The sequence below is a fragment of the Pseudomonas sp. GW822-FHT04C11 genome, assembly GCF_058800905.1.
Genome location: NZ_JBXAMS010000016.1, coordinates 1 through 24,273, shown reverse-complemented (window position 1 = coordinate 24,273; position 24,273 = coordinate 1). Strand labels below are relative to the sequence as shown.

Sequence of the window (24,273 nt, the reverse complement as noted above, 5' to 3'; positions counted from 1 at the left end):
TGCGATGCAAGCCTCTCACTCGGACGCCGGGCTCCCTGCCGAGAGCACACAACATCCTGGGCAGGCCGAACTGGCGACGAACTATATCACCGCTAATGCAAAGCGCCCAAGGCCGAAGCCCGCGGTGTTCAGCATCAAGACAGGCAAATAGACACAAGTTTCAGCGTTTGCGGGGGTCGCCTGAATAAAGCACGACGAACTAACGTGAGGGATTTGCTCATTACCGCTATAATCGCCGCCTTTTCTCAGGCTATACGATTTCTGACATGAGCCAATCCAGCGACCTGATTCAATCAGCACAACGCACCATCCGCCTCGAGCTTGAAGCCGTAGAAGGCTTGCTGGCCCACATCGACGCAGATTTCGTACGCGCTTGCGAGATGATTCTGGCCAGCAAAGGCCGCGTGGTCGTGGTCGGCATGGGCAAATCCGGGCACATCGGCAACAAGATTGCCGCCACCCTCGCCAGCACCGGCACCACGGCTTTTTTCGTACACCCCGCCGAAGCCAGTCACGGCGACATGGGCATGATCACTCGCGATGACATCATCCTCGCGCTGTCGAACTCCGGCTCCACCAATGAAATCGTCACGCTGCTGCCGCTGATCAAGCGTCTGGGCATCAAGCTGATCAGCCTGACCGGCAATCCTGATTCGCCGCTGGCCAAGGCTGCCGAGGTGAACCTCAATGTTCATGTCGAGCACGAAGCGTGCCCGCTGAACCTGGCACCGACCTCCTCCACCACGGCAGCGCTGGTAATGGGTGATGCACTGGCCGTTGCCTTGCTGGAAGCCCGCGGCTTCACTGCCGAAGATTTCGCGTTCTCACACCCGGGCGGCGCTCTGGGTCGCCGTTTGTTGCTGAAAGTCGAAAACGTCATGCATGCCGGCCAGGAACTGCCGCAAGTAGTCCGCGGCACACCGCTCAAAGACGCGCTGATGGAAATGACCCGCAAGGGCCTGGGCATGACCGTGGTACTGGAAGCTGACGGCAAACTCGCCGGCATTTTCACCGACGGCGACCTGCGTCGCACACTGGACCGGACCATTGACATCCATCAAGCCACCATTGACGACGTCATGACGCCTCATGGCAAGACTGCGCGCGCCGAAATGCTCGCCGCCGAAGCCCTGAAAATCATGGAAGACCACAAAATCAACGCACTGGTGGTGGTCGACAACGAGGACCGTCCGGTGGGCGCCTTGAACATGCACGATTTGCTGCGCGCGGGAGTAATGTAATGAGCACGGACCTGCTGCAACGCGGCAAAAACATCAAGCTCGCGGTCTTCGACGTCGATGGCGTGCTGACCGACGGCCGCCTGTACTTTCTCGAAGACGGCAGCGAATTCAAGACCTTCAACACGCTCGACGGCCAGGGCATCAAAATGCTGATGGCCTCCGGCGTGACGACCTCCATCATCAGCGGACGCAAGACCCCGGTGGTCGAGCGACGCGCCAAAAACCTTGGTATTCCTCACCTGTATCAGGGCCGCGAGGACAAACTGGTAGTGCTCGACGAGCTTCTGGCGCAACTGGGCCTAAGCTATGAACAGGTTGCCTACCTGGGCGACGACCTGCCGGATCTGCCGGTGATTCGCCGTGTTGGCCTGGGCATGGCAGTGGCCAACGCCGCCAGCTTCGTCCGCGAAAACGCTCACGGCATCACTCAGGCCCGTGGCGGCGAAGGTGCCGCTCGCGAGTTCTGTGAGCTGATCCTGCGTGCCCAGGGCAACCTTGAAGCGGCTAATGCCGCGTACCTGTGAGCCACTTATGCTGAGCAAGAAAATTCGCAACATAGTGTTTTTCGGGGTCATTGCCGCGTTGCTCGCGGCCGTTGGCTACTGGAACATCAGCCCGGAACGCTTTCTCGACAAGCCGGTAGCGCACGTCGACGAGAGCCAGATCGACTACTACGCCATCAACGCCCACAGCGTGCAGTACCTGCCCGATGGCAAATTGCAGTATGACCTGACATCCGACAAGGTCGAGCACGTCAAAGCAACCGACATCACCCTGCTGACCAACCCCGACCTGAACATGTATCGGGGCACCGCGTACCCTTGGCACGTCCAGAGCAAGCGTGGCGAGGTCAACTCAGGCGGCACTGAAGTTGAATTGATCGACTCGGTACGTATCGCACGCACGGACGAGCAGAACCGCCCGATGCTGATTACCAGTAGTCGTATGACGGTATTCCCGCAACAGCAATATGCGCAGACCCAGCAAGCCGTTAGAATCGACGGCGCTGGTGGTGTATCGACTGGTAACGGAATGAAAGCGTATTTGAAAGACAGCAGGATACACCTGCTATCGAACGTAAGAGGACAGTATGAGGCTCGTTAAAACTCTCCCTATTTTGCTCAGTCTGGGCGCAGCACTGGGAAGCGTGAGCGCCTGGGCTCTGCCGAACGATAGCCAGCAACCCATTCGCATTCAGGCTGACGATGCTCAGCTGGACGACAAGAATGGCGTGGCCACCTACAAAGGTGACGTGATCATTACCCAGGGCTCGATGATCATCAAAGGCAACACCGTGACCATCACCCGCACCAAGGCCGGCGACATCGATGTCGTGACCTCGGTGGGCAACCTGGCGTATTTCGAGCAGTTGCAAAAGCCGACCGACACGAAACCCGTCCAGGGCTACGGGGTGACTATCCAGTACCATGCCGCGCAAAACCGCATCGTACTGATCGACCGCGCCAAGGTGATCAACGAAGGCAACACCACCGAAGGCGAGAAAATCGTCTACGACACCGTCAAGCAGGTTGCTAACGCAGGCCGCGCTACCGGTGCCTCGGTCACTGCGCCGCGCCCACGGGTCGATATGGTGATCCAGCCGAAAAAGAAAACCGACGAGCAGAAGGCCCAGTAATGGCAACTCTGAAAGCCCAGCATCTGGCCAAGAGCTACAAGAGCCGCCAGGTCGTGCGTGACGTCAGCCTGTCGATCGACAGCGGCCAGATCGTCGGCCTGCTTGGCCCGAACGGTGCCGGCAAGACAACCTGCTTCTACATGATCGTGGGCCTGGTCCAGGCCGATCAGGGGCGCGTACTGATCGACGACCTGGACGTCAGCCACCAGCCAATGCACGGTCGTGCACGAGCGGGTATCGGCTATCTGCCACAAGAAGCGTCGATCTTCCGCAAACTCTCGGTCGCCGACAACATCATGGCCATCCTCGAGACCCGCAAGGAACTCGACAAGGCCGGTCGTCGCAAAGAGCTGGAAAGCCTGTTGCAGGAATTCCACATCAACCATATCCGCGACAACCTCGGCATGAGCCTTTCCGGTGGCGAACGTCGCCGTGTGGAAATCGCTCGCGCCCTGGCCACGGCACCGAAATTCATCCTGCTCGACGAACCTTTCGCCGGCGTGGACCCGATTTCGGTGGGCGACATCAAGCAGATCATTCATCACCTCAAGGCCAAGGGTATCGGCGTGCTGATCACGGACCACAACGTTCGTGAAACCCTGGACATCTGCGAAACCGCCTACATCGTCAACGACGGTCAATTGATCGCCGAAGGCGACGCCGAAACCATCCTGGCCAATGACCTGGTCAAGGAAGTGTATCTGGGCCATGAGTTCCGCCTGTAAGCACTGAGGTGCCTGGTCAGTCGCCGGAGCGCTTGCCCCAATAAAACTATACGTATTTATTGTTACAGCGCTCTAGGCAAACACTTCAGTTTCAGGCATATAATTTGCTTATGTTTGGCGCTCCGGCGCCCTGTAGTGGATGGCGCATGTGCGCCGGCGAATAAGGTGTTAAGCCCCTGCCATGAAACCATCGCTAGTCTTGAGAATGGGCCAGCAGCTGACGATGACACCGCAGCTGCAACAGGCCATCCGCCTGCTCCAATTGTCGACCCTGGACCTGCAACAGGAAATCCAGGAGGCACTGGAGTCCAATCCAATGCTCGAACGCCAGGAAGAAGGCGACGACTTCGATAACGCCGACCCGATGGCGGACAATATCGAGCAGAAACCCAACACCGACATCCAGGAACCCTCCTACCAGGAAACCGCGCCGACGGTAGACAACCTCGAGGAAGGCGACTGGAATGAGCGCATCCCTAACGAACTGCCGGTCGACACCGCCTGGGAAGACGTTTACCAGACCAGCGCCAGCAGCCTGCCGAGCAACGATGACGACGAATGGGACTTCACCACTCGCACTTCCGCCGGCGAAAGCCTGCAGAGTCATCTGCTCTGGCAATTGAACCTGGCGCCGATGTCCGACACCGATCGACTGATCGCGGTGACCCTGATCGATTGCATCAACAATCAGGGCTACCTGGACGAAACCCTCGAGGAAATCCTCGAAGCCTTCGATCCGGAACTGGACATCGAGCTCGACGAGATCGAAGCCGTCCTGCATCGCATCCAGCAATTCGAGCCGGCCGGTATCGGCGCACGCAACCTCAGCGAATGCCTGTTGCTGCAACTGCGCCAATTGCCAGCCAATACCCCTTGGCTGGCTGAGGCCAAGCGCCTCGTCATCGATTACATCGACCTGCTGGGCAGCCGCGACTACAGCCAACTGATGCGCCGCATGAAGCTCAAGGAAGATGAGCTACGCCAGGTCATCGAACTGGTGCAAAGCCTGAATCCGCGTCCAGGCTCGCAAATCGAGTCCAGCGAAGCCGAGTACGTCGTTCCCGACGTCATCGTGCGCAAAGACAACGAGCGCTGGCTGGTGGAGTTGAACCAGGAGTCGGTTCCGCGCCTGCGCGTCAACCCGCAATACGCCGGCTTCGTCCGTCGCGCCGACACCAGCGCCGACAATACCTTCATGCGCAATCAGTTGCAGGAAGCGCGCTGGTTCATCAAGAGCCTGCAAAGCCGCAACGAAACCCTGATGAAAGTCGCTACCCAGATCGTCGAGCACCAGCGCGGCTTCCTTGAGTACGGCGATGAGGCCATGAAGCCTTTGGTCCTGCATGACATCGCTGAAGCGGTCGGCATGCACGAGTCGACGATTTCACGGGTGACCACGCAAAAATTCATGCATACCCCACGCGGTATTTATGAACTGAAATACTTTTTCTCCAGCCATGTCAGCACCTCTGAAGGCGGCGAATGCTCGTCCACAGCGATCCGCGCAATCATCAAAAAACTGGTTGCAGCGGAAAATCAGAAAAAGCCGTTGAGTGACAGCAAGATCGCTGGTTTACTGGAGGCACAAGGCATTCAGGTGGCCCGCCGCACCGTCGCCAAGTACCGCGAGTCCCTGGGGATCGCGCCTTCGAGCGAACGCAAGCGGTTGATGTGACGGGCTACGCCATAGCGTTCCAGGGTGTGTTCGAAAGCTTTTCGGACACGCTCTAGTGGCAGGCAAGCCAGCCTGCCGCCTTATGCACTGGCAACGAAGGAGAAGCTGTATGCAAGTCAACATCAGTGGACACCAACTGGAAGTGACCGAACCCCTGCGCATCTACATCGGCGAAAAGCTCGACCGATTAGAAAGGCATTTCGACAAGATCACCAATGTGCAGGTCACGTTGACCGTCGAGAAGCTGCTGCAGAAAATCGAAGCCACGCTGCATATCCCCGGTGGAGAAGTGGTCGCCAACGCTGAGCATAACGACATGTATGCCGCGATCGACGCCCTGACCGACAAGCTGGATAAACAACTCAAAAAGCATAAGGAAAAGACCCAGAGCCTCCTCCAGGGCGCGACCGGTCGTTAACACTCCCAACCCATGATCCGACTTGAAAACATCCTGACCCCCGGCCGTTCTTTGGTGAACGTGCCGGGCGGCAGTAAAAAGAAAGCCCTCGAACAAATTGCCAACCTGATCGCCCGCGAAGTGCCGGGTCTGGCCATGCAGGATGTCTTCGAGAGTCTGGTCGCCCGTGAAAAACTCGGCTCCACCGGTTTTGGCAACGGCATCGCCATCCCCCACTGCCGCCTCAAAGGTTGCGAGTCGCCCATCAGTGCCTTGATGCACCTGGACGCTCCTATAGATTTCGACGCCATCGACGGCGCTCCGGTCGACCTGCTATTCGTTCTGCTGGTCCCGCAAGCCGCTACCGATGCGCACCTGGAACTGCTGCGCCAGATCGCCAGCATGCTCGATCGTAAAGAAGTCCGTGATCGCCTGCGCAGCGCAAAAAGTAATGAAGCCCTGTATCAGGTTGTCCTCGACGAGCAGAACGGTCACTAATCATGCGCTTGATCATCGTCAGCGGCCGTTCTGGCTCAGGTAAAAGTACCGCCCTCGATGTACTGGAGGACAACGGTTACTACTGCATCGACAACCTGCCGGCCGGCCTGTTACCGGAACTGGCCGAGCGCGCACTGATTCACACCGAACTGGCGCAACCGCTGGTTGCGGTTTCCATCGATGCGCGCAACCTGCCGAGCCACCTGTCACGCTTCCCGGAACTCCTGGAAGAAGTGCGCAGCCGGCACATTCAATGCGATGTGCTGTACCTGGACGCCGACGAAGAAACCTTGCTCAAGCGTTTCTCGGAAACCCGTCGCCGCCACCCGCTGAGCAGCGCCAACCGCTCGCTGGCCGAAGCCATCGATGACGAAACCAATCTGCTGGGACCGATTGCCGACCTGGCGGACCTCAAGGTCAACACCACCAATCTGAACCTGTATCAGTTGCGCGATACCATCAAGTTGCGCCTCTTGAACCAGCCAGAGCCGGGCACTGCGTTTCTGGTGGAATCCTTCGGCTTCAAGCGGGGCATGCCGGTGGATGCCGATCTGGTGTTCGACGTACGTTGCTTGCCGAACCCATACTGGAAGCCGGAACTGCGCGGTCAGTCCGGGCTGGACCAGCCGGTTGCCGAGTACCTGGCAGCTCAACCGGATGTCGAAGAGATGTTCCAGGACATCTCCACTTACCTGCTCAAATGGCTACCGCGCTTTGCCGCCAGCAACCGCGCTTACGTCACCATCGCCATTGGCTGCACCGGCGGGCATCATCGCTCCGTCTACCTGACCGAACGCCTGGGTCAGGTCCTGCAACAATCCCTGAAGAACGTCCAGGTTCGCCACCGCGACCTTAGCTAAAGGATTCACACCGCGATGCCTGCTCTGGAAATTGAAATCATCAACAAACTGGGTCTGCATGCCCGTGCTTCCGCCAAATTCGTTGGCGTCGCGGGTCAGTTTCCCTGCCAGATCAGAGCCGGACGCACCCCGCAATCCATGGTCGACGGCAAAAGTATCATGGCCATGATGATGCTCGCGGCTGGCAAAGGCACCAAGATCCACCTGAGCACTGAAGGTGAGCAGGAGCAGGAAGCGATGGACGCATTGGTGGCGCTGATCAACAACTACTTCGACGAAGGCGAGTAAGCTCGAGCGGGCTTATGTGGCGAGGGAGCTTGCTCCCGCTGGGTCGCGAAGCGACCCTAAAATCAGCCACCGCGAGTATTCAGATGGAACGCGATTGCCGGATTACGACCGCTTTGCGATCGAGCGGGAGCAAGCCCCCTCACCACAGGGTTTGCTTCAGGCAATAAAAAAGCGCGCCACCCATTGGGTGGCGCGCTTTTTTTGTATCGCGGTAGCGCTTAGCTGCCCGCTACCGTCATCCGCTCGATCAACACTGAACCGGTGCGAATGTTGCTGCGCAGTTCCAGGTCATTACCCACGGCAATGATCTGCTTGAACATATCGCGCATGTTGCCGGCAATAGTCACTTCCTGGACCGCGAACTGGATTTCACCGTTCTCGACCCAGAAACCCGCCGCGCCGCGAGAGTAGTCACCGGTGACCATGTTCAAACCCTGCCCCATCAACTCGGTCACCAGCAAGCCGCGCCCCATGCGTCGCAACAGCGCCGCCTGGTCTTCATCGCCGTGGGTAACGAACAGATTGTGCACGCCACCGGCGTTGGCGGTACTTGGCATGCCGAGTTTGCGTCCGGAGTACGTACCGAGCACATAAGACACCAACTCACCCTTCTCGACGAACGGTTTGGCGTACGTCGCCAGACCATCGCCATCGAATGCCGAACTGCCCAAGGCGCGCATCAGATGCGGACGCTCATCGATAGTCAGCCATTCAGGGAACAGTTTCTGGCCCAGTGCACCTTCAAGGAACGACGACTTGCGGTACAGATTGCCGCCCGAAATTGCGCCGAGGAAACTGCCGAACAAACCACCCGCCAGTTCCGCGGAAAACAGCACCGGCACTTCGCAGGTCGGTACCGGACGTGCACCCAAGCGGCTGGCTGCACGTTGCGCCGCACGTTGACCGATGCTCAGCGGATCGGCCAGCAGATTGCCCTGGCGATTAACGTCATACCAGTAATCGCGCTGCATCTGACCGTCAGCTTCGGCGATCATCACGCAACTCAGGCTGTGACGCGTCGACGCATAACCACCGATAAAGCCATGGCTATTGCCATAGACGCGGCAGCCCTGGTGAGTGCTCAAGGTGGTGCCATCGGCGTTCTTGATCCGGCTGTCGGTGGCGAATGCCGCCGCTTCACAGGCCAGCGCCCGCTCGATCGCTTGCTCAGGGGTGATGTCCCATTCATGGAACAGGTCGAAGTCCGGCAAGTCCTTGGCCATCAGCGCGGCGTCGGCCAGGCCCGAGTGTTCGTCTTCGGAGGTGTGCTTGGCGATAGCCAAGGCCGCGGCGACGGTTTCGCGAATGGCCTCGGGGCCACTGGCCGAGGTGCTGGCCGAGCCTTTGCGCTGGCCAACATACAAGGTAATGCCAAAACCCTGGTCACGGTTGAACTCAACGGTTTCAACTTCCCGCTGACGCACCGTGGTCGACAGGCCTTGCTCCAGAGACACAGCCACTTCGCAGGCGCTGGCGCCCTGGCGCCTGGCTTCGGCGATGATCTGCTCGACTTGCTCTTGCAGTGCCGGCAACGCTTGTGGGCCGACGCTTTCAACTGCACTCATGCTGTTCTCCACTCAAATTCTGCTTTCGGTTAAGGTCATCGAGCGACCGGGCCGGACAAGCGGCCCCCGACTGGTTATCATGGCGGCGTTTCTTTGCGGACTGCCACCATGGTTGATTCTTACGACGACTCCCTCGACGGGGGAGAAAAAAGCAAATCCCAGGTCAAACGCGAGCTGCATGCTCTGGTTGACCTTGGCGAGCGCCTTACAACACTCAAGCCTGACTTGCTGGCGAAACTGCCGTTGACCGACGCTTTGCGCCGGGCCCTGGCCGATGCGCCCAAGCACACCGCGAATATCGCGCGTAAACGGCACCTGCAGTTCATCGGCAAGCTGATGCGCGATCAGGACACCAGCGCCATTTTGGTGCTGCTTGACCAACTCGATGCCTCCACTCGCCAGTACAACGAACGTTTCCACGGTCTGGAACGCTGGCGCGATCGCTTGATCGCTGGCGACGATGCCGTACTGGAAAAGTTCGTCGTCGACTACCCGGACGCGGATCGCCAGCAACTGCGCTCCATGATCCGTCAGGCCCAGCACGAGCTCGCCCAAAGCAAGCCTCCTGCCTCCAGCCGAAAAATCTTCAAGTACATCCGTGAGCTGGACGAGACTCAACGCGGTTTGCGTTAGTCTTCGACCGGGGTGTTCGGCCATGCCGCGCACCCCAGGCTCCATCCCTTACGCGCCCGTGCCACCCACGGTAATCGCGTCGATTTTCAAGGTTGGCTGGCCGACACCCACCGGCACCGACTGACCATCCTTGCCGCACGTCCCTACCCCGCTGTCCAGCGCCAGATCGTTACCGACCATCGACACCCGGCTCATGGCTTCCGGACCGTTACCGATCAATGTTGCGCCTTTGACCGGCGCAGTAATCTTGCCGTCCTCGATCAGGTACGCCTCGCTGGTGGAGAACACGAACTTGCCGCTGGTGATGTCGACCTGACCACCGCCCAGGTTGGCGCAGTAGATACCCTTCTTCACCGAAGCAATGATTTCTGCCGGATCGCTTTCGCCGCCGAGCATGTACGTGTTGGTCATGCGCGGCATCGGCAGGTGCGCGTAAGATTCGCGGCGACCATTGCCGGTGCGCGCCAAGCCCATCAGGCGAGCGTTGAGCTTGTCCTGCATATAGCCCTTGAGCACGCCGTTTTCGATCAGCGTGGTGCACTCGGTCGGGGTGCCTTCGTCGTCGATACTCAGCGATCCACGGCGACCGGCCAGTGTGCCGTCATCGACGATGGTGCAGAGTTTGGACGCAACCATTTCACCCATGCGGCCGCTGTAGGCCGAACTGCCTTTGCGGTTGAAGTCACCTTCCAGACCATGACCGACCGCTTCGTGCAGCAACACGCCGGACCAGCCCGAACCCAGAACCACCGGCAAGGTGCCCGCCGGCGCCGGAATGGCTTCGAGGTTCACCAGCGCCTGGCGCAATGCCTCACGGGCATAACTCATGGCACGGTCTTCAGCGAGGAAATAGCGGTAATCGGTACGCCCGCCGCCGCCATGACCACCGCGTTCGCGGCGACCGTTCTGCTCGACGATCACACTGACATTGAAGCGCACCAGCGGTCGTACATCCGCCGCCAGACCACCGTCGGTGGAGGCCACCAGAATCCGCTCCCAGACACCAGCCATGCTCACGGTGACTTGCTGGATACGCGGATCGAGCGCGCGAGTGGCCACGTCGATACGCTTGAGCAGCTCGACTTTCTCGGCGCGGGTCATCACTTCCAACGGGTTATCAGGGCCGTACAAACGGGCAACGTCCTGGGTACTGAACGCCTGAACCGTACCGTTTTGCCCGGCACGGGAGATCGAACGCGCAGCACGGGCAGCCAGACCCAGGGCTTCCAGGGTGATCGCATTGCTGTAGGCAAAACCGGTTTTTTCACCCGATTGCGCACGCACGCCGACACCCTGATCGAGGTTGAAGCTGCCTTCCTTGACGATACCGTCTTCAAGCGCCCAGGATTCGGAGATCTGTCCCTGGAAATACAGGTCGGCCGCATCGATGCCCGGGCCGGCCAGGTCACCCAACACGCTTTGCAGGTTCTCGATCGTCACGCCGCCAGGCGCTAACAGATGTTCACTGACTGAGGACAACAACTCGCTCATAGGTTTACGCCTTAATTCCACGTTCTGAGGCAGGTCGCTGTGCGCCCTGCGAGAAAAAGCGCCGGTGACTGGACACCGGCATCCGCGCCCGGATGGACGCCTGTTCGCTGCTATCGCGTTCAGCCAGCAGCACGGCCTCGCCTTGATCCTGTTCCGCCAGCACGCGCCCCCACGGGTCAACAATCGCTGCATGGCCAAAGGTTTCACGCGGTCCCGGATGAGTGCCACCCTGGGCAGCGGCCAACACGTAACACTGGGTTTCGATGGCCCGCGCGCGAATCAACACTTCCCAATGGGCCGCGCCCGTCACCGCCGTAAACGCTGACGGTGCAGTAATCAGTTCTGCCCCGGCGGCGCGCAATTCGCTGTACAACTCCGGAAAGCGCAAGTCGTAGCAAACCGTCAGGCCAACCCGACCGACCGGCGTATCGGCAACCACCACCGTACTGCCATGAGCATAGTCATCGGATTCACGGTAGCGTCCGCGATTGTCCGCCACATCGACATCGAACAAATGCAGCTTGTCGTAGCGCGCCACCGTGTCACCGTGCTCATCGATCAGTAACGAGCAGGCATTGGACTTCGCCAGCGGTTGATCCACCGGCGGCAACGGCAAGGTGCCGGCCACTATCCATAACTTGAGGTCGCGAGCGGTCTGTTTCAACCAGGGCAGGATCGGGCCGTCGCCCAAGGCTTCGGCGAGACCGATGTCGGCGATGTCGCGACGGCCCATGGCCGCAAAGTTTTCCGGCAACACCGCCAGTCGCGCACCGCCCGCTGCAGCTTGCTCGAGCAGATGCCGAGCCTGGATCAGGTTGGCCGGCACATCGCTCTGGCTGACCATTTGAATCACCGCAAGAGACATGGCGCACTCCGTATCAGGTATGCGGCCATGCTACTCCATAGGACGAACCGTCGCTTTTCAAAAAAGACTCAAAAAGGTTTGTCGTAAGAGATTTTCGGCTCTTTCCACGGGCCTTTAATGGTGTATTTGACGCTGGCAAAGCGCGCTACGCGATCACCGATCAACTTGTCGATCAGAAACAGTGCACCGCCTACCGCAGGCGCACCGACGATCAGCGCAGCAATCGGCAGGTTGTTGGTCAATGGCAAGGTCACCAACAGGTTCGCATCGACCCTGTCACCCACAAGGTCCAGCGTACCGTTGAGTTCCAGGTTGCTCGACGGGCCAGTCATGATGATCGGCTCACGAGTGACGTAAACACCGTTGCTGGCCACCAGCAGGCCCTTGACCCGGTCATAACTCAGGCCTTTACCGAACAGGTCGGAGAAGTCCAGGCGCAAGCGACGGCCGATCGAGTTGAAGTTGAGCAGGCCAAATACCCGCAACGCCTGCGCGCCACCTTCGACTTCGACGAACTGACCTTTGCGCAGCGTCGCATCCAGGCTACCAGAGTAACGCTTGGGTCCGACCCAGGCCGGCGAGCCAGGCCAACGGCCATCGATGTCCATATGGAACTCTTCGCTGGTCACCGTCGGTGCGAACCCCCAGCCCTTGAGCACGTCACCGAGGTTCTTGCCCTCAATGCGTCCCTTGTACCAACTGCTGGTGGATCCCGGCACACCTTCCCAGCCACCTGCGCCCTGCAACTGTATGCCTTTGAGGCCCAGATTCATGCTGTTGAAGGCAATGCCCTTGACGATCGGGCGGACCTTCAACGACCAGGCACCTACCAGGTCCGGGCCCTGAAACAACTGGTCAATACTGATATCCAGTGCAGGAATTTTCGTTGGGTCGACCGACGCCAGCGGGTCCGGTGCATTCTCGTCGGCCTGCACTTTCGGATCAGGCGCCGGCAAACGCACATATTGCAGGTTGATCGCAATCGGCGCGGACTTGGCGTCGGGAATCCCGACAGTGCCTTTGGCCTGCTGGCTATCGAGTTGCAATGCCCAGGCTGTCGGCTTGCGATCCAGTTGCAGGCGGGCCTGATCCAGCGTGGTACCAAACCCCGTGAGCTTGTCGACCTTGAAGTCTGCGCCACTGAGCAATTGCTTGGCGTTGCCGCCCGGATCCTTCCCGGCGTATCGATCAATCAGGGCTTTCCACGGTTCGACATCCAGCTCCGACAGCACGCCCCGTATACGCAGGCCTTTATCGCCCGGCAACAGTGCGTTGCCGTTACCCAGGAACAACTCGCCACGGCCATCGGCAAAATTGCCGCTGGGCGCCGCGTAAGTGAAGTCCGCCAGATCACCATAGTCGAGCCAGTAACGCCGTTCCGGCCCTTGCAGGGTCATGCGGAACACCGTGTCGCGGCCTTGCGCGGCGGGCATGCCGAACGGTGCCGGCAAGTCGACGACTACGCCCTTGAGGCTGGAACTGACCATCAATCGGCTGTCGGGGCCGTCGAGGTTGAGCTGCAACTGATAAGGGATCGTCCCGGAAACCGGCAACGGCTGAGTGATGTTCAGCCAATCGGTGAGTTTTTTCACCGCCACCTGGCCGCTGGCAGTGACCCGGGTGTTGAACTTGCCAGGGCTGCCATCGGCATAGATCTGTGCACTGATCGGTCGTTCAAAGGCCTGTGCCGTAATGTTCTGGCCACTGAGCCCCTTGGCACTGTCAAAACGGAAATCACCTTTGAGCTGCGTCAGCTCCAGCACAGGATCAGTCAATTTCAGACGCGACTTGGCGGTTTTGAAGTCGACCACAATCTTCGGCTCTTCGCCCTTGGCCAAGGGGATATCCAGTTTCAGGCTGCCCTGCAATTCACCCTCGCCCTGCCAACCGGCGAAGGTCGAACCGGTACCGATCGGTGCGTCCTGAAGAATCTTCAGGCCATCGCCCAGACCACCGTCGAAAGTGCCATCGAGGAACAAGTGCGGGTTCTGTCCGACAGGCGCATGGGGGATGTTGACGTAAATATCGTGAACCTGAGTGTCGAGCAACTGGCCCTTGCTGGCCAGAATGCGCACCCCACTGTCCTCGATGAACACATCGCCGCTGACCTTGCCGACATGCGGCCAACCCGGCTGGAAGGCCAGCTCGGCGTCATGCACTTTGAAAAACAGGCTGATGCTGCGCGCCGCGGCGACCGCATCGTGGTTCAGCGAACCCTGGTACTGGAAGAAACCTTCATCCACCGCGCCTTTGAGAATCGCCGTGCGCAACCATTCATCCAGCGCGGGGCTCAAGACCGTGGGCAGGTACTTGGCGGTGTAGCGTCCATCACCTTCCAGCAGACCGACCCGCAGGTCCATATAGTCTTCCTGGGTGTGATCGAAATGCAGGCGAATCAGGAAATCGCCGGCAATCTTGCCCTCTTCGCCCAGCACCTTCAGGTACGGCGCAATCAGGGTGAAACCTTGTTGATCGAGTTTCCAGGTCAACCGGGCATTCGCCTGGATGTACTGCCATGGCTTGGCAAAGATCGGGTCCAGGTGCAGGGAAAAATCCTTGCTGTCCATGCGCAGCTCACCCTTGCCGAGGTCACCGCTGATACTCCCGGAAACGTTACGCGCCGCCGGAGCACCGTGATAAGCATCAAACCCGACACGCTCCAGATTGGCGGCAAAACTGAACTTGCTGTCATCGGTCGCCTCGGGCCGGACATCGATCAGCACGTTGCGCAACGCACCGGTGACCTTCAGCCGCTCGACCACCGTGGCAAAGTCCTTGGGCAGTGGTCCCAGGGCATTCAGCAACGGAGTGATCGGGGTGAGGTCGAAGCGGTCGGCTTGCAGGTGCCAGAGCTCGGAGGTCGTTTCAGTGGTCGCGGTCTGCTGAAGTTGCAGACGGGTTTCCCAGCGGATGTCCTCCAGGGTCATGGCCAGGGAATCGAACGACACCTGGAAACCTTCGGTATTGCGCTGGAAATACCCGTTGAGCGCCAGATTGTTGATCTGGATCGGCTTGCGTTCGGCGTAGGCACCGTTGAGTTGCGGTGCATTGAGACGAATCGCAGCACGCTGCAGGGCTCCCTTGCTCCAGTTAACCCAAAGCTCGCCACCGGCCTTGATCTCGGAAAAATTCCATTTCCCGGTCAGGCTCTCAGGCAACCATTTCGACCAATCACTCTGCGGCAAGCTCAGGTAGGCATCGATTTCAGCCTCTTTCCACTGACTGGCTTGAGTCCGGCTGCTCAGGCTCATGGCCAGCGGCTGGCCGTCAGGCAAGGTCAACCGGGCATCGAGGCGCTGCTGGCTGATACCGGTTTTAAGATTCAGGCCGACATAGGTCAGGGTCAGCGGCACGTGGTCGATCGGCAGCAAGGTGATCTGGCTGTCGAGCACCGACAATTGCTCCACCATCTGCATGCGGTTGAGCAGTTGCTCGGGGTCCAGCGGCTGATTCTCCTGCACCGGCAAGCCTTCGAGCGCCCATTGCCCCTGCGGGCCCTGCTTGAGGCTGATCTTCAGGCCGTTGAGTTCCAGGTGTCCGATCCGCACCGCACGCGCCAGCAAGCTGGCCCAGACATTCGGCACCACCCGCACCTGATCCAGGTGCAAGGCATTGGCACCCTCGCCGACCACCACGTCATGTGCCAGCAAAATTGGCGCCATGCCACTCCAGCGGCCTTCCAGGCTGCCAATGTGCAACGGCATGCCCAGCGCTTCTCGAGCCTTGGCTTCGACATCCGCGCGATACTCGGCCACCAACGGAATGAACTCACGACCGAGGCTGCTGTAAAGCGCCGCCAGCACCAGCAATAATGCGCAAAGCCCCAGCCCCCAGCGGGTCAACGTGGTCAAGATGCGGATCAGACGATCCATGTCAGTTGGCTCCCATGGCGAAATCGTGCAGCAAGCTGAGGCCGGCCGTTAGTAATGAAACACAGCGGATCAGAGCAGCACCACGTCGTATTGTTCCTGGGAGTACATGGTTTCCACCTGAAAACGAATGGTTCGCCCGATAAAACCTTCAAGTTCCGCGACATTACCCGACTCTTCGTCAAGCAACCGATCAACCACTTTCTGGTTAGCCAGTACACGATAGCCTTCAGCCTGATAGGCGCGAGCTTCACGCAGGATCTCCCGGAAGATTTCATAACACACGGTTTCCGGGGTCTTGAGCTTGCCACGGCCCTGGCAACTGCTGCACGGTTCGCAGAGCACTTGCTCAAGACTTTCGCGCGTACGCTTGCGCGTCATCTGCACCAGGCCCAACTCGGTGATGCCGATGATGTTGGTCTTGGCGTGATCGCGCTCCAGCTGTTTCTCAAGCGTACGCAGCACCTGGCGCTGATGTTCCTCATCTTCCATGTCGATGAAGTCGATGATGATGATCCCGCCCAGATTGCGCAGGCGCAGTTGCCGGGCAATCGCGGTGGCCGCTTCCAGGTTGGTTTTGAAGATGGTTTCTTCAAGATTGCGGTGCCCGACGAAAGCGCCGGTGTTCACATCGATGGTGCTCATGGCTTCTGCCGGGTCGACCACCAGATAGCCGCCGGACTTGAGCGGCACTTTGCGCTCAAGGGCCTTTTGAATTTCATCCTCGACACCATACAGATCGAAAATCGGTCGCTCGCCCGGGTAATGCTCCAGGCGGTCGGCGATCTCCGGCATCAGCTCGGCAACGAACTGCGTGGTTTTCTGGAAGGTTTCCCGCGAGTCGATACGAATTTTCTCGATCTTCGGGCTGACCAGATCGCGCAAGGTCCGCAGGGCCAGGCCGAGATCTTCGTAGATTACGTTCGGCGCGCTGACTGTCTTGATCTGCGTGCCAATTTGATCCCAGAGGCGGCGCAGGTAGCGAATGTCCATCAGGATCTCATCGGCACCGGCGCCTTCAGCCGCGGTGCGCAGAATAAAACCGCCGGCCTCCTTGATGCCTTCCTTCGCGACACAATCGGTGACCACTTGCTTGAGGCGCTCGCGCTCGGTTTCATCCTCGATTTTCAGCGAAATACCGACATGAGCCGTGCGCGGCATGTACACCAGATAGCGCGAGGGAATCGACAATTGGGTCGTCAGGCGCGCGCCCTTGGAGCCGATCGGATCCTTGGTGACCTGCACCACCAGGCTCTGGCCTTCATGCACCAGCGCGCTGATGCTTTCCACCGCCGGGCCTTCACGCAGGGAGATTTCCGAGGCGTGGATAAAGGCTGCCCGGTCCAGACCGATATCGACGAATGCCGCCTGCATGCCTGGCAGAACGCGAACGACCTTACCTTTATAAATGTTGCCGACAATCCCGCGACGCTGGGTGCGCTCGACATGAACCTCTTGCAGGACACCGTTTTCGACCACCGCCACGCGCGACTCCATCGGCGTGATGTTGATCAGAATCTCTTCACTCATGGCAGGGTCTCGTTCAGGCATATTCACGATTATGGCCGCATCAAATCAGTACGGCGCTTGGCGCGCGACAAGGTTTTGCCAACAGGGTATGCCGAAATGGCCGAGCAGTTCCGCGGTTTCGCACAGCGGCAGGCCAACCACGGCGGAATAACTGCCGTTGAGTGCCGCGACAAACACTGCACCAAGGCCCTGAATACCATAGCCGCCAGCCTTGTCCTGTGGCTCGCCGCTGGCCCAGTAGGCCGCTGCCTCTTTATGACTGATGAAGCGAAAACGCACCAGACTGCGCACCACGCGTGATTCGCAATACTGGCCATCAAGCACGGCGATGGCGGTCAGCACCTCATGTTCACGCCCCGACAGGTTCATCAACATGCTCAGCCCTTCGGCCTCATCGAGCGGTTTGCCAAGTATCTGCCCATCGAGCACCACAGCCGTATCGGCACCCAACACACAAATGGGTGCCCCCGGTTGGTTGAGCGCCAGCAGTGCACGACCAGCCTCGGCCTTGTCGCGCGCCAGACGCTCGACATAGGCCGCCGGGGACTCGTTAGTCAAAGGGGTTTCATCGATGTCCGCGCTGATGGCGGTGAACGGCACGCCGATCTGCGTGAGCAGTTCACGCCGACGCGGCGAGCCTGAGGCGAGGTATAGCGGATTCATCAAGACATCTCCCTGTCGAGGTGCGGGCTAATGCCTGACCGAATTAATTGATTTTGTAGCGGCGGCTTAACCCACGCAATCCAAAACTGACCCAGGGCCAGAGCAAGGCGCTGATCAGTGCAGGCAAAAGTACGGCCAGCGTCTGACGGTTACCGGTCAAGGCGCTGAGCCACAATTGCAGCAGTTGTGCGAGCCCCAGGATCACCAGGATCACCAGGCTTTGCTGCCACATCGGAAACATCCGCAAACGCGGTCGCAGCGTCATGATCAAAAAGGTGATCAGGGTCAGAATCAGTGCGTTGTGCCCCAGCAAGGTGCCGAACAGCACGTCTTGCGCCATGCCCAGACACCAGGCCGTGAGCATCCCGACTTTCTGCGGCACTTCCAATGCCCAATACGCCAACGGTAGCGCGAGGAACATCGGACGCAAAATCTCGACGTGCGGGAACGGTACGATACTGAGCAACAAGCCGATGACAAACGTCAGCCAGATCATCCAGCCATTACGGGAGCGGGTACTGGCCATTATTCTCTACCCTGAGTGGTGGCTTCAGGCGCCGCGGCAGGCGGTTTGGCCGCCGCCGGCTTGGCGACCGCTGCCGGTTTGACTGCTGCGGAATGCGCAGCAGGCTTGGCCGGGGTCGAAGGTTTGCTCGCAGGCTTGGCCGCCGCGGGTGTTGCGGTTGCTGGAGCAACTGCAGTGGCGGCTGGCGCCGGGGCAACTGCGGCAGCAGGTTTTGGCACGGTGGCTGGCACAAATGCCGCACCGCCGGGATGCTGATCTGCGTCCTGGGCCTGAGCAGCTTCGTTGGCACGCTCTTCCGGGGTGCGGCTATCGCTGAACACCAGCAACATGTAACGACTGCGGTTGAGCGCTGCGGTCGGTACCGCACGCACGATGGCGAACGGCTGGCCGGAATCGTGGATCACTTCCTTGACAGTCGCCACCGGGTAACCGGCCGGGAAACGCTGGCCAAGACCGGAACTCACCAGCAAGTCGCCTTCTTTAATGTCAGCCGTGTCCGCCACGTGACGCAATTCCAGGCGTTCCGGGTTGCCGGTACCGCTGGCAATCGCCCGCAAACCGTTACGGTTCACTTGCACGGGAATGCTGTGGGTGGTGTCAGTCAGCAACAACACCCGCGAGGTGTAGGGCATCAGCTCGACCACCTGCCCCATCAGCCCACGGGCATCGAGCACCGGTTGGCCGAGCACCACGCCGTCGCGCTCACCCTTGTTGATGATGATGCGATGAGTGAAGGGATTGGGATCGACGCCGATCAACTCGGCCACTTCGACCTTCTCATTGACCAGTGCCGACGAGTTGAGCAACTCGCGCAGCCGAACGTTCTGCTCGGTCAAGGCCGCAAGCTTTTGCATGCGCCCCTGCAGCAGCAGGTTTTCAGTCTTGAGTTTTTCGTTTTCGGCGACCAGTTCGGTACGGCTGCCAAATTGACTGCTCACACCCTGCCACAACCGCTCCGGCAGGTCGGTGATCCAATAGGCGTCCATCAAGACCAGCGACATCTGACTGCGCGCAGGCTTGAGCACTTCAAAGCGGGCATCGACCACCATCAGCGCGACCGATAGCACGGCCAGCACCAGAAAGCGCACGCCCATTGAGGGGCCTTTGGCGAAAAGCGGTTTAATAAGCCGCTCCTCCCAGGCAAATGTTCTCTTTATTCATACGCCATCAAACCGGCCTGGATGCAGACTGACAGAAGATAAACGCCAACAGGCAGCACTGCAAAGTGCTGCCTGCGCGCGAAACAGCATAGAAGCCTCCGGCGAAATTATTCGCTGGAGAGCAGGTCCATGGTGTGTTTATCCATCATTTCCAATGCACGGCCACCGCCGCGAGCAACGCAGGTCAGCGGGTCTTCGGCGACGATCACCGGCAGACCGGTTTCCTGGGCCAGCAACTTGTCGAGGTCACGCAGCAAGGCGCCACCACCGGTCAGTACCAGGCCACGCTCGGCGATATCCGACGCCAGTTCCGGCGGCGATTGCTCCAGTGCGCTTTTCACGGCCTGAACGATGGTTGCCAGGGACTCTTGCAGAGCTTCCAGCACTTCATTGGAGTTCAGGGTGAATGCACGTGGAACGCCTTCAGCCAGGTTACGGCCGCGAACGTCGACTTCGCGAACTTCACCGCCCGGGTAGGCAGTACCGATTTCCTGTTTGATGCGCTCGGCGGTGGATTCGCCGATCAGGCTGCCGTAGTTGCGACGCACGTAAGTGATGATCGCTTCGTCGAAGCGGTCGCCGCCAACCCGTACGGATTCCGCGTAAACCACACCGTTCAGGGAGATCAGCGCGATTTCAGTAGTACCACCACCGATATCGACGACCATCGAACCGCGCGCTTCTTCAACCGGCAGGCCGGCACCGATCGCAGCAGCCATTGGCTCTTCGATCAAGAACACTTCACGAGCACCGGCACCCAGGGCCGATTCACGGATGGCACGACGCTCGACCTGAGTGGATTTGCATGGAACGCAGATCAGCACACGAGGGCTAGGTTGCAAAAAGCTGTTTTCGTGAACCTTGTTGATAAAATACTGCAGCATCTTTTCGCAGACGCTGAAGTCGGCAATAACGCCGTCCTTCATCGGACGAATGGCAGCAATGTTGCCCGGTGTACGGCCGAGCATGCGCTTGGCCTCGGTGCCGACAGCAACGACACTTTTCTGATTACCGTGGGTCCGAATGGCCACAACCGATGGTTCATTCAGGACGATACCGCGCTCGCGCACGTAAATAAGGGTGTTGGCAGTGCCCAGGTCAATGGAAAGATCGCTGGAAAACATGCCACGCAGTTTCTTGAACATGGGAAAGGGACCCTAGGCAACGCGTGGGTAAAAAAGTGCGGCAAACTCTAACAACGACAGGGATTTTGGGCAAGGCGCCAATATGTTAAATTGGCCGCTTTTCTGTGCACCAACCCCCACAATCGCGGCCTTATGACCGTAGAAATGCGGTAGTGTTCCGACAATCTAACACACGGACAGCGTCCGTTCTGTTTTCCACTGGAGAATCCCATGGCGCTTGAACGCTCCGACGTGGAAAAAATCGCTCATCTGGCCTGCCTTGGCCTTAATGATGCCGATCTTCCACACATCACTTCGGCCCTGAACAGCATTCTCGGGCTGGTCGACGAAATGCAGGCTGTCAATACCGACGGTATCGAGCCTCTGGCCCACCCGCTGGAAGCCAGTCAGCGCCTGCGTGCAGACGTCGTGACCGAGTCCAATCACCGCGAGGCCTATCAGTCCATCGCACCAGCGGTCGAAAACGGCCTGTATCTGGTTCCGAAAGTCATCGACTAAAGGGAAAGAGCCTGCAATGCATCAATTGACTCTGGCCGAGATCGCCCGCGGACTCGCCGATAAAAAGTTTTCTTCCGAAGAGCTGACCAAAGTGCTGCTGGCGCGTATCGCCCAGCTCGACCCTCAGCTCAACAGCTTCATCAGCCTCACCGAAGACCTCGCACTCTCGCAGGCGAAAGCCGCGGACGTACGCCGGGCCAATGGTGAGAGCGGCGCCCTGCTCGGTGCGCCGATCGCTCATAAAGACCTGTTCTGCACCCAAGGCATCCGCACCAGCTGCGGCTCGAAGATGCTCGACAACTTCAAGGCGCCGTATGACGCCACCGTGGTCGCCAAGCTGGCCGCTGCCGGGGCCGTGACCCTGGGCAAGACCAACATGGACGAATTCGCCATGGGTTCGGCCAACGAGTCGAGCTACTACGGCGCGGTGAAAAACCCGTGGAACCTGGAGCACGTACCCGGCGGTTCGTCCGGCGGTTCGGCGGCGGCCGTTGCCGCTCGCCTGTTGCCAGCCGCAACGGCCACCGACACCGGCGGTTCTATCCGACAGCCGGCCGCCTTCACCAACCTCACCGGTCTGAAACCGACGTACGGTCGTGTTTCACGCTGGGGCATGATCGCTTACGCGTCCAGCCTCGATCAGGGTGGCCCATTGGCGCGCACCGCTGAAGACTGCGCGATCCTGCTGCAAGGCATGGCCGGTTTCGACCCGAAAGACTCCACCAGCATCGACGAACCCGTGCCAGACTACAGCGCCGGCCTCAACGGTTCGCTGCAAGGCCTGCGCATCGGCGTGCCGAAGGAATACTTCAGCGCAGGTCTCGACCCGCGTATCGCCGAGTTGATCCACAACAGCGTCAAGGAGCTGGAAAAGCTCGGCGCGGTGGTCAAGGAAATCAGCCTGCCGAACATGCAGCACGCGATTCCTGCGTACTACGTGATCGCCCCGGCCGAAGCCTCCTCCAACCTGTCGCGTTTCGATGGCGTGCGTTTCGGCTATCGCTGCGAAAACCCGAAAGACCTGACCGACCTATACAAGCGTTCGCGCGGCGAAGGTTTCGGCCCGGAAGTGCAGCGTCGGATCATGGTCGGTGCCTACGCGCTGTCGGCCGGTTACTACGATGCCTACTACCTGAAGGCGCAAAAAATCCGCCGCCTGGTGAAAAACGATTTCATGGCAGCTTTTAATGAAGTCGACATCATCCTCGGCCCAACCACGCCGAACCCGGCCTGGAAACTCGGCGCCAAGAACAGCGACCCGGTCGCTGCATACCTGGAAGACGTCTACACCATCACCGCCAACCTCGCGGGCCTGCCGGGCTTGTCGATGCCAGCCGGTTTCGTCGATGGTCTGCCGGTTGGCGTGCAATTGCTCGCCCCGTATTTCCAGGAAGGCCGTCTGTTGAACGTCGCCCACCAGTATCAGCTCAACACTGACTGGCACACCCGCACCCCGACAGGCTTCTGAGGAGAAACACATGCAATGGGAAGTCGTGATCGGGCTGGAGATTCATACCCAGCTCGCCACCCAATCGAAGATATTCTCCGGCAGCGCCACCACGTTTGGCTCTGAGCCCAATACCCAGGCCAGCCTGGTAGACCTGGGCATGCCCGGCGTACTGCCGGTGCTGAACCAGGAAGCGGTGCGCATGGCGGTGATGTTCGGCCTGGCGATTGACGCCGAAATCGGCCAGCACAACGTGTTCGCCCGCAAGAACTACTTCTATCCGGACCTGCCGAAGGGCTACCAGATCAGCCAGATGGAATTGCCGATCGTCGGCAAGGGCCACCTGGACATCCCGCTGGAAGACGGCACGGTCAAACGCGTCGGCATCACCCGCGCGCACCTGGAAGAAGACGCCGGTAAAAGCCTGCATGAAGAATTCAACGGCGCCACCGGCATCGACCTGAACCGTGCCGGCACGCCGTTGCTGGAGATCGTTTCCGAGCCGGACATGCGCAGCGCCAAGGAAGCCGTGGCCTACGTCAAGGCGATCCACGCGCTGGTGCGTTATCTGGGCATCTGCGACGGCAACATGGCCGAAGGTTCGCTGCGTTGCGACTGCAACGTGTCGATCCGTCCAAAAGGCCAGGTCGAGTTCGGTACCCGTTGCGAGATCAAGAACGTCAACTCGTTCCGTTTCATCGAGAAGGCGATCAACACCGAAGTGCGTCGCCAGATCGAACTGATCGAAGACGGCGGCAAGGTGATCCAGCAGACGCGCCTGTACGACCCGAACAAAGACGAAACCCGCGCCATGCGCAGCAAAGAGGAAGCCAACGACTACCGTTACTTCCCCGATCCGGACCTGTTGCCGGTGGTCATCGAGGACTCGTTCCTCAATGACATCCGCGCCACCCTGCCGGAACTGCCACCGCAAAAACGCGAGCGCTTCCAGGAGCAGTTCGGCCTGTCGGTCTACGATGCCAGCGTATTGGCCTCGAGCCGCGAGCAAGCCGACTACTTCGAAAAAGTCGTGAGCATTGCCGGTGACGCCAAACTGGCGGCCAACTGGGTCATGGTCGAGCTGGGCAGCCTGCTGAACAAACAGGGCCTGGAAATCGACGAAGCACCGGTCTCGGCCGAACAGTTGGGCGGCATGCTGTTGCGCATCAAGGACAACACCATCTCCGGCAAAATCGCCAAGACTGTGTTCGAAGCCATGGCCAACGGCGAAGGCAGCGCAGACGAGATCATCGACAAGCGCGGCTTGAAGCAGGTCACCGACAGCGGCGCAATCTCGGCCGTACTCGATGAAATGCTCGCAGCCAACGCCGAACAGGTTGAACAGTACCGCGCGGCAGACGAAGCCAAACGCGGCAAGATGTTCGGCTTCTTCGTCGGCCAGGCGATGAAAGCCTCCAAAGGCAAAGCCAACCCGCAACAGGTCAACGAACTGCTGAAAAGCAAGCTCGAGGGCTGATTGCAATGGAGCCAGCAGTCAAAACTGGCTCAAATCCCTGTGGGAGCAGGCTTGTTGTGGCGAGGGGGGGTTCCCCCACCCCCC

Annotated in this window: 23 protein-coding genes; 14 read left to right on the top strand and 9 right to left on the bottom strand. The window is 59.5% G+C overall.

What is annotated here, in order from left to right; genetic code table 11:
* Positions 1-266 precede the first annotated feature (266 nt).
* From AC1RJ3_RS22860 to AC1RJ3_RS22815, 10 genes are all read left to right on the top strand, one after another.
* Entirely contained in the window at positions 267-1,241 is a 975-nt protein-coding gene (locus tag AC1RJ3_RS22860) for a KpsF/GutQ family sugar-phosphate isomerase (RefSeq protein ID WP_054593990.1), read from the top strand.
* The gene (locus AC1RJ3_RS22855) at positions 1,241-1,765 is read left to right on the top strand and encodes a KdsC family phosphatase (RefSeq protein ID WP_493080658.1); all 525 of its coding nucleotides are present in this window, start codon (positions 1,241-1,243) and stop codon (positions 1,763-1,765) included. The genes AC1RJ3_RS22860 and AC1RJ3_RS22855 overlap by 1 nt, the downstream gene beginning before the upstream one ends.
* Before the next feature lie 7 nt (positions 1,766-1,772).
* Complete coding sequence (gene lptC, locus AC1RJ3_RS22850) at positions 1,773-2,345, top strand: LPS export ABC transporter periplasmic protein LptC (RefSeq protein ID WP_054593992.1); 573 nt, start codon at positions 1,773-1,775, stop codon at positions 2,343-2,345.
* Entirely contained in the window at positions 2,332-2,877 is a 546-nt protein-coding gene (lptA, locus tag AC1RJ3_RS22845; protein ID WP_019691896.1) for a lipopolysaccharide transport periplasmic protein LptA, read from the top strand. The genes lptC and lptA overlap by 14 nt, the downstream gene beginning before the upstream one ends.
* Positions 2,877-3,602, top strand: coding sequence for an LPS export ABC transporter ATP-binding protein (lptB, locus tag AC1RJ3_RS22840; protein ID WP_019691895.1), 726 nt, complete (start codon positions 2,877-2,879; stop codon positions 3,600-3,602). Before lptA ends, lptB begins: the two co-directional genes overlap by 1 nt.
* Before the next feature lie 181 nt (positions 3,603-3,783).
* Positions 3,784-5,277, top strand: a complete 1,494-nt coding sequence (locus AC1RJ3_RS22835; RefSeq protein ID WP_054593993.1) for an RNA polymerase factor sigma-54 — start codon at positions 3,784-3,786, stop codon at positions 5,275-5,277.
* A 109-nt stretch (positions 5,278-5,386) separates the two neighbouring features.
* The gene (hpf, locus tag AC1RJ3_RS22830) at positions 5,387-5,695 is read left to right on the top strand and encodes a ribosome hibernation-promoting factor, HPF/YfiA family (RefSeq protein ID WP_054593994.1); all 309 of its coding nucleotides are present in this window, start codon (positions 5,387-5,389) and stop codon (positions 5,693-5,695) included.
* Between the two features lie 12 nt (positions 5,696-5,707).
* A complete protein-coding gene (ptsN, locus tag AC1RJ3_RS22825) occupies positions 5,708-6,172 on the top strand; it encodes a PTS IIA-like nitrogen regulatory protein PtsN (protein ID WP_054593995.1) in 465 nt (154 codons plus the stop codon).
* Positions 6,173-6,174: 2 nt separating this feature from the next.
* The gene (gene rapZ / locus AC1RJ3_RS22820; protein WP_054593996.1) at positions 6,175-7,032 is read left to right on the top strand and encodes an RNase adapter RapZ; all 858 of its coding nucleotides are present in this window, start codon (positions 6,175-6,177) and stop codon (positions 7,030-7,032) included.
* A gap of 15 nt (positions 7,033-7,047) precedes the next feature.
* Positions 7,048-7,320 carry an HPr family phosphocarrier protein gene (locus tag AC1RJ3_RS22815; protein ID WP_054593997.1) on the top strand — a complete coding sequence of 91 codons (273 nt, stop codon included), beginning with the start codon at positions 7,048-7,050 and terminating at the stop codon, positions 7,318-7,320.
* 218 nt (positions 7,321-7,538) lie between these two features.
* Here the strand turns inward: AC1RJ3_RS22815 and pmbA are convergent, their stop codons facing one another.
* Positions 7,539-8,885, bottom strand: a complete 1,347-nt coding sequence (gene pmbA / locus AC1RJ3_RS22810; protein ID WP_054593998.1) for a metalloprotease PmbA — start codon at positions 8,883-8,885, stop codon at positions 7,539-7,541.
* A gap of 108 nt (positions 8,886-8,993) precedes the next feature.
* On the opposite strand from pmbA, the gene yjgA reads away from it, so the two are divergent.
* A complete protein-coding gene (gene yjgA, locus AC1RJ3_RS22805; protein ID WP_054593999.1) occupies positions 8,994-9,518 on the top strand; it encodes a ribosome biogenesis factor YjgA in 525 nt (174 codons plus the stop codon).
* Positions 9,519-9,566: 48 nt separating this feature from the next.
* Here yjgA and tldD read toward each other — a convergent pair whose 3' ends face one another.
* The 8 genes from tldD to mreB form a co-directional block, all read right to left on the bottom strand.
* Positions 9,567-11,009 (bottom strand): metalloprotease TldD, encoded by a 1,443-nt coding sequence (gene tldD / locus AC1RJ3_RS22800; RefSeq protein WP_019691887.1) that lies wholly within the window; start codon positions 11,007-11,009, stop codon positions 9,567-9,569.
* 4 nt (positions 11,010-11,013) lie between these two features.
* Positions 11,014-11,874 (bottom strand): carbon-nitrogen hydrolase family protein, encoded by an 861-nt coding sequence (locus tag AC1RJ3_RS22795; protein WP_493080652.1) that lies wholly within the window; start codon positions 11,872-11,874, stop codon positions 11,014-11,016.
* 68 nt (positions 11,875-11,942) lie between these two features.
* Positions 11,943-15,746, bottom strand: a complete 3,804-nt coding sequence (locus AC1RJ3_RS22790) for a YhdP family protein (RefSeq protein ID WP_493080650.1) — start codon at positions 15,744-15,746, stop codon at positions 11,943-11,945.
* A 69-nt stretch (positions 15,747-15,815) separates the two neighbouring features.
* Entirely contained in the window at positions 15,816-17,273 is a 1,458-nt protein-coding gene (gene rng, locus AC1RJ3_RS22785) for a ribonuclease G (protein ID WP_054594003.1), read from the bottom strand.
* A 45-nt stretch (positions 17,274-17,318) separates the two neighbouring features.
* Entirely contained in the window at positions 17,319-17,936 is a 618-nt protein-coding gene (locus AC1RJ3_RS22780; RefSeq protein WP_145015797.1) for a Maf family protein, read from the bottom strand.
* Between the two features lie 43 nt (positions 17,937-17,979).
* Positions 17,980-18,462: a rod shape-determining protein MreD gene (gene mreD, locus AC1RJ3_RS22775; RefSeq protein WP_019691882.1), complete on the bottom strand. Its 483-nt coding sequence runs from the start codon at positions 18,460-18,462 to the stop codon at positions 17,980-17,982.
* Positions 18,462-19,586: a rod shape-determining protein MreC gene (gene mreC, locus AC1RJ3_RS22770; protein ID WP_256583769.1), complete on the bottom strand. Its 1,125-nt coding sequence runs from the start codon at positions 19,584-19,586 to the stop codon at positions 18,462-18,464. Before mreC ends, mreD begins: the two co-directional genes overlap by 1 nt.
* A gap of 143 nt (positions 19,587-19,729) precedes the next feature.
* The gene (mreB, locus tag AC1RJ3_RS22765; RefSeq protein WP_002555108.1) at positions 19,730-20,767 is read right to left on the bottom strand and encodes a rod shape-determining protein MreB; all 1,038 of its coding nucleotides are present in this window, start codon (positions 20,765-20,767) and stop codon (positions 19,730-19,732) included.
* A 210-nt stretch (positions 20,768-20,977) separates the two neighbouring features.
* Here mreB and gatC point away from each other — a divergent pair, with 210 nt between their 5' ends.
* From gatC to gatB, 3 genes are read left to right on the top strand one after another with little or no spacing between them, the layout of a single operon-like run.
* Positions 20,978-21,265, top strand: coding sequence for an Asp-tRNA(Asn)/Glu-tRNA(Gln) amidotransferase subunit GatC (gene gatC, locus AC1RJ3_RS22760; RefSeq protein ID WP_007915356.1), 288 nt, complete (start codon positions 20,978-20,980; stop codon positions 21,263-21,265).
* 16 nt (positions 21,266-21,281) lie between these two features.
* Positions 21,282-22,733: an Asp-tRNA(Asn)/Glu-tRNA(Gln) amidotransferase subunit GatA gene (gatA, locus tag AC1RJ3_RS22755; RefSeq protein WP_054594006.1), complete on the top strand. Its 1,452-nt coding sequence runs from the start codon at positions 21,282-21,284 to the stop codon at positions 22,731-22,733.
* A gap of 10 nt (positions 22,734-22,743) precedes the next feature.
* Positions 22,744-24,189: an Asp-tRNA(Asn)/Glu-tRNA(Gln) amidotransferase subunit GatB gene (gene gatB / locus AC1RJ3_RS22750; RefSeq protein ID WP_054594007.1), complete on the top strand. Its 1,446-nt coding sequence runs from the start codon at positions 22,744-22,746 to the stop codon at positions 24,187-24,189.
* Positions 24,190-24,273 lie beyond the last annotated feature (84 nt).

Coding starts and splice junctions, on each gene's coding strand:
- AC1RJ3_RS22860 (WP_054593990.1), top strand. CDS start 267: ATGAGCCAATCCAGCGACCTGATTCAATCAGCACAACGCACCATCCGC.
- AC1RJ3_RS22780 (WP_145015797.1), bottom strand. CDS start 17,936: ATGAATCCGCTATACCTCGCCTCAGGCTCGCCGCGTCGGCGTGAACTG.
- lptC (WP_054593992.1), top strand. CDS start 1,773: ATGCTGAGCAAGAAAATTCGCAACATAGTGTTTTTCGGGGTCATTGCC.
- lptB (WP_019691895.1), top strand. CDS start 2,877: ATGGCAACTCTGAAAGCCCAGCATCTGGCCAAGAGCTACAAGAGCCGC.
- AC1RJ3_RS22790 (WP_493080650.1), bottom strand. CDS start 15,746: ATGGATCGTCTGATCCGCATCTTGACCACGTTGACCCGCTGGGGGCTG.
- mreD (WP_019691882.1), bottom strand. CDS start 18,462: ATGGCCAGTACCCGCTCCCGTAATGGCTGGATGATCTGGCTGACGTTT.
- tldD (WP_019691887.1), bottom strand. CDS start 11,009: ATGAGCGAGTTGTTGTCCTCAGTCAGTGAACATCTGTTAGCGCCTGGC.
- pmbA (WP_054593998.1), bottom strand. CDS start 8,885: ATGAGTGCAGTTGAAAGCGTCGGCCCACAAGCGTTGCCGGCACTGCAA.
- rapZ (WP_054593996.1), top strand. CDS start 6,175: ATGCGCTTGATCATCGTCAGCGGCCGTTCTGGCTCAGGTAAAAGTACC.
- lptA (WP_019691896.1), top strand. CDS start 2,332: ATGAGGCTCGTTAAAACTCTCCCTATTTTGCTCAGTCTGGGCGCAGCA.
- AC1RJ3_RS22795 (WP_493080652.1), bottom strand. CDS start 11,874: ATGTCTCTTGCGGTGATTCAAATGGTCAGCCAGAGCGATGTGCCGGCC.
- AC1RJ3_RS22815 (WP_054593997.1), top strand. CDS start 7,048: ATGCCTGCTCTGGAAATTGAAATCATCAACAAACTGGGTCTGCATGCC.
- gatC (WP_007915356.1), top strand. CDS start 20,978: ATGGCGCTTGAACGCTCCGACGTGGAAAAAATCGCTCATCTGGCCTGC.
- mreB (WP_002555108.1), bottom strand. CDS start 20,767: ATGTTCAAGAAACTGCGTGGCATGTTTTCCAGCGATCTTTCCATTGAC.
- AC1RJ3_RS22835 (WP_054593993.1), top strand. CDS start 3,784: ATGAAACCATCGCTAGTCTTGAGAATGGGCCAGCAGCTGACGATGACA.
- yjgA (WP_054593999.1), top strand. CDS start 8,994: ATGGTTGATTCTTACGACGACTCCCTCGACGGGGGAGAAAAAAGCAAA.
- ptsN (WP_054593995.1), top strand. CDS start 5,708: ATGATCCGACTTGAAAACATCCTGACCCCCGGCCGTTCTTTGGTGAAC.
- gatA (WP_054594006.1), top strand. CDS start 21,282: ATGCATCAATTGACTCTGGCCGAGATCGCCCGCGGACTCGCCGATAAA.
- gatB (WP_054594007.1), top strand. CDS start 22,744: ATGCAATGGGAAGTCGTGATCGGGCTGGAGATTCATACCCAGCTCGCC.
- hpf (WP_054593994.1), top strand. CDS start 5,387: ATGCAAGTCAACATCAGTGGACACCAACTGGAAGTGACCGAACCCCTG.
- AC1RJ3_RS22855 (WP_493080658.1), top strand. CDS start 1,241: ATGAGCACGGACCTGCTGCAACGCGGCAAAAACATCAAGCTCGCGGTC.
- rng (WP_054594003.1), bottom strand. CDS start 17,273: ATGAGTGAAGAGATTCTGATCAACATCACGCCGATGGAGTCGCGCGTG.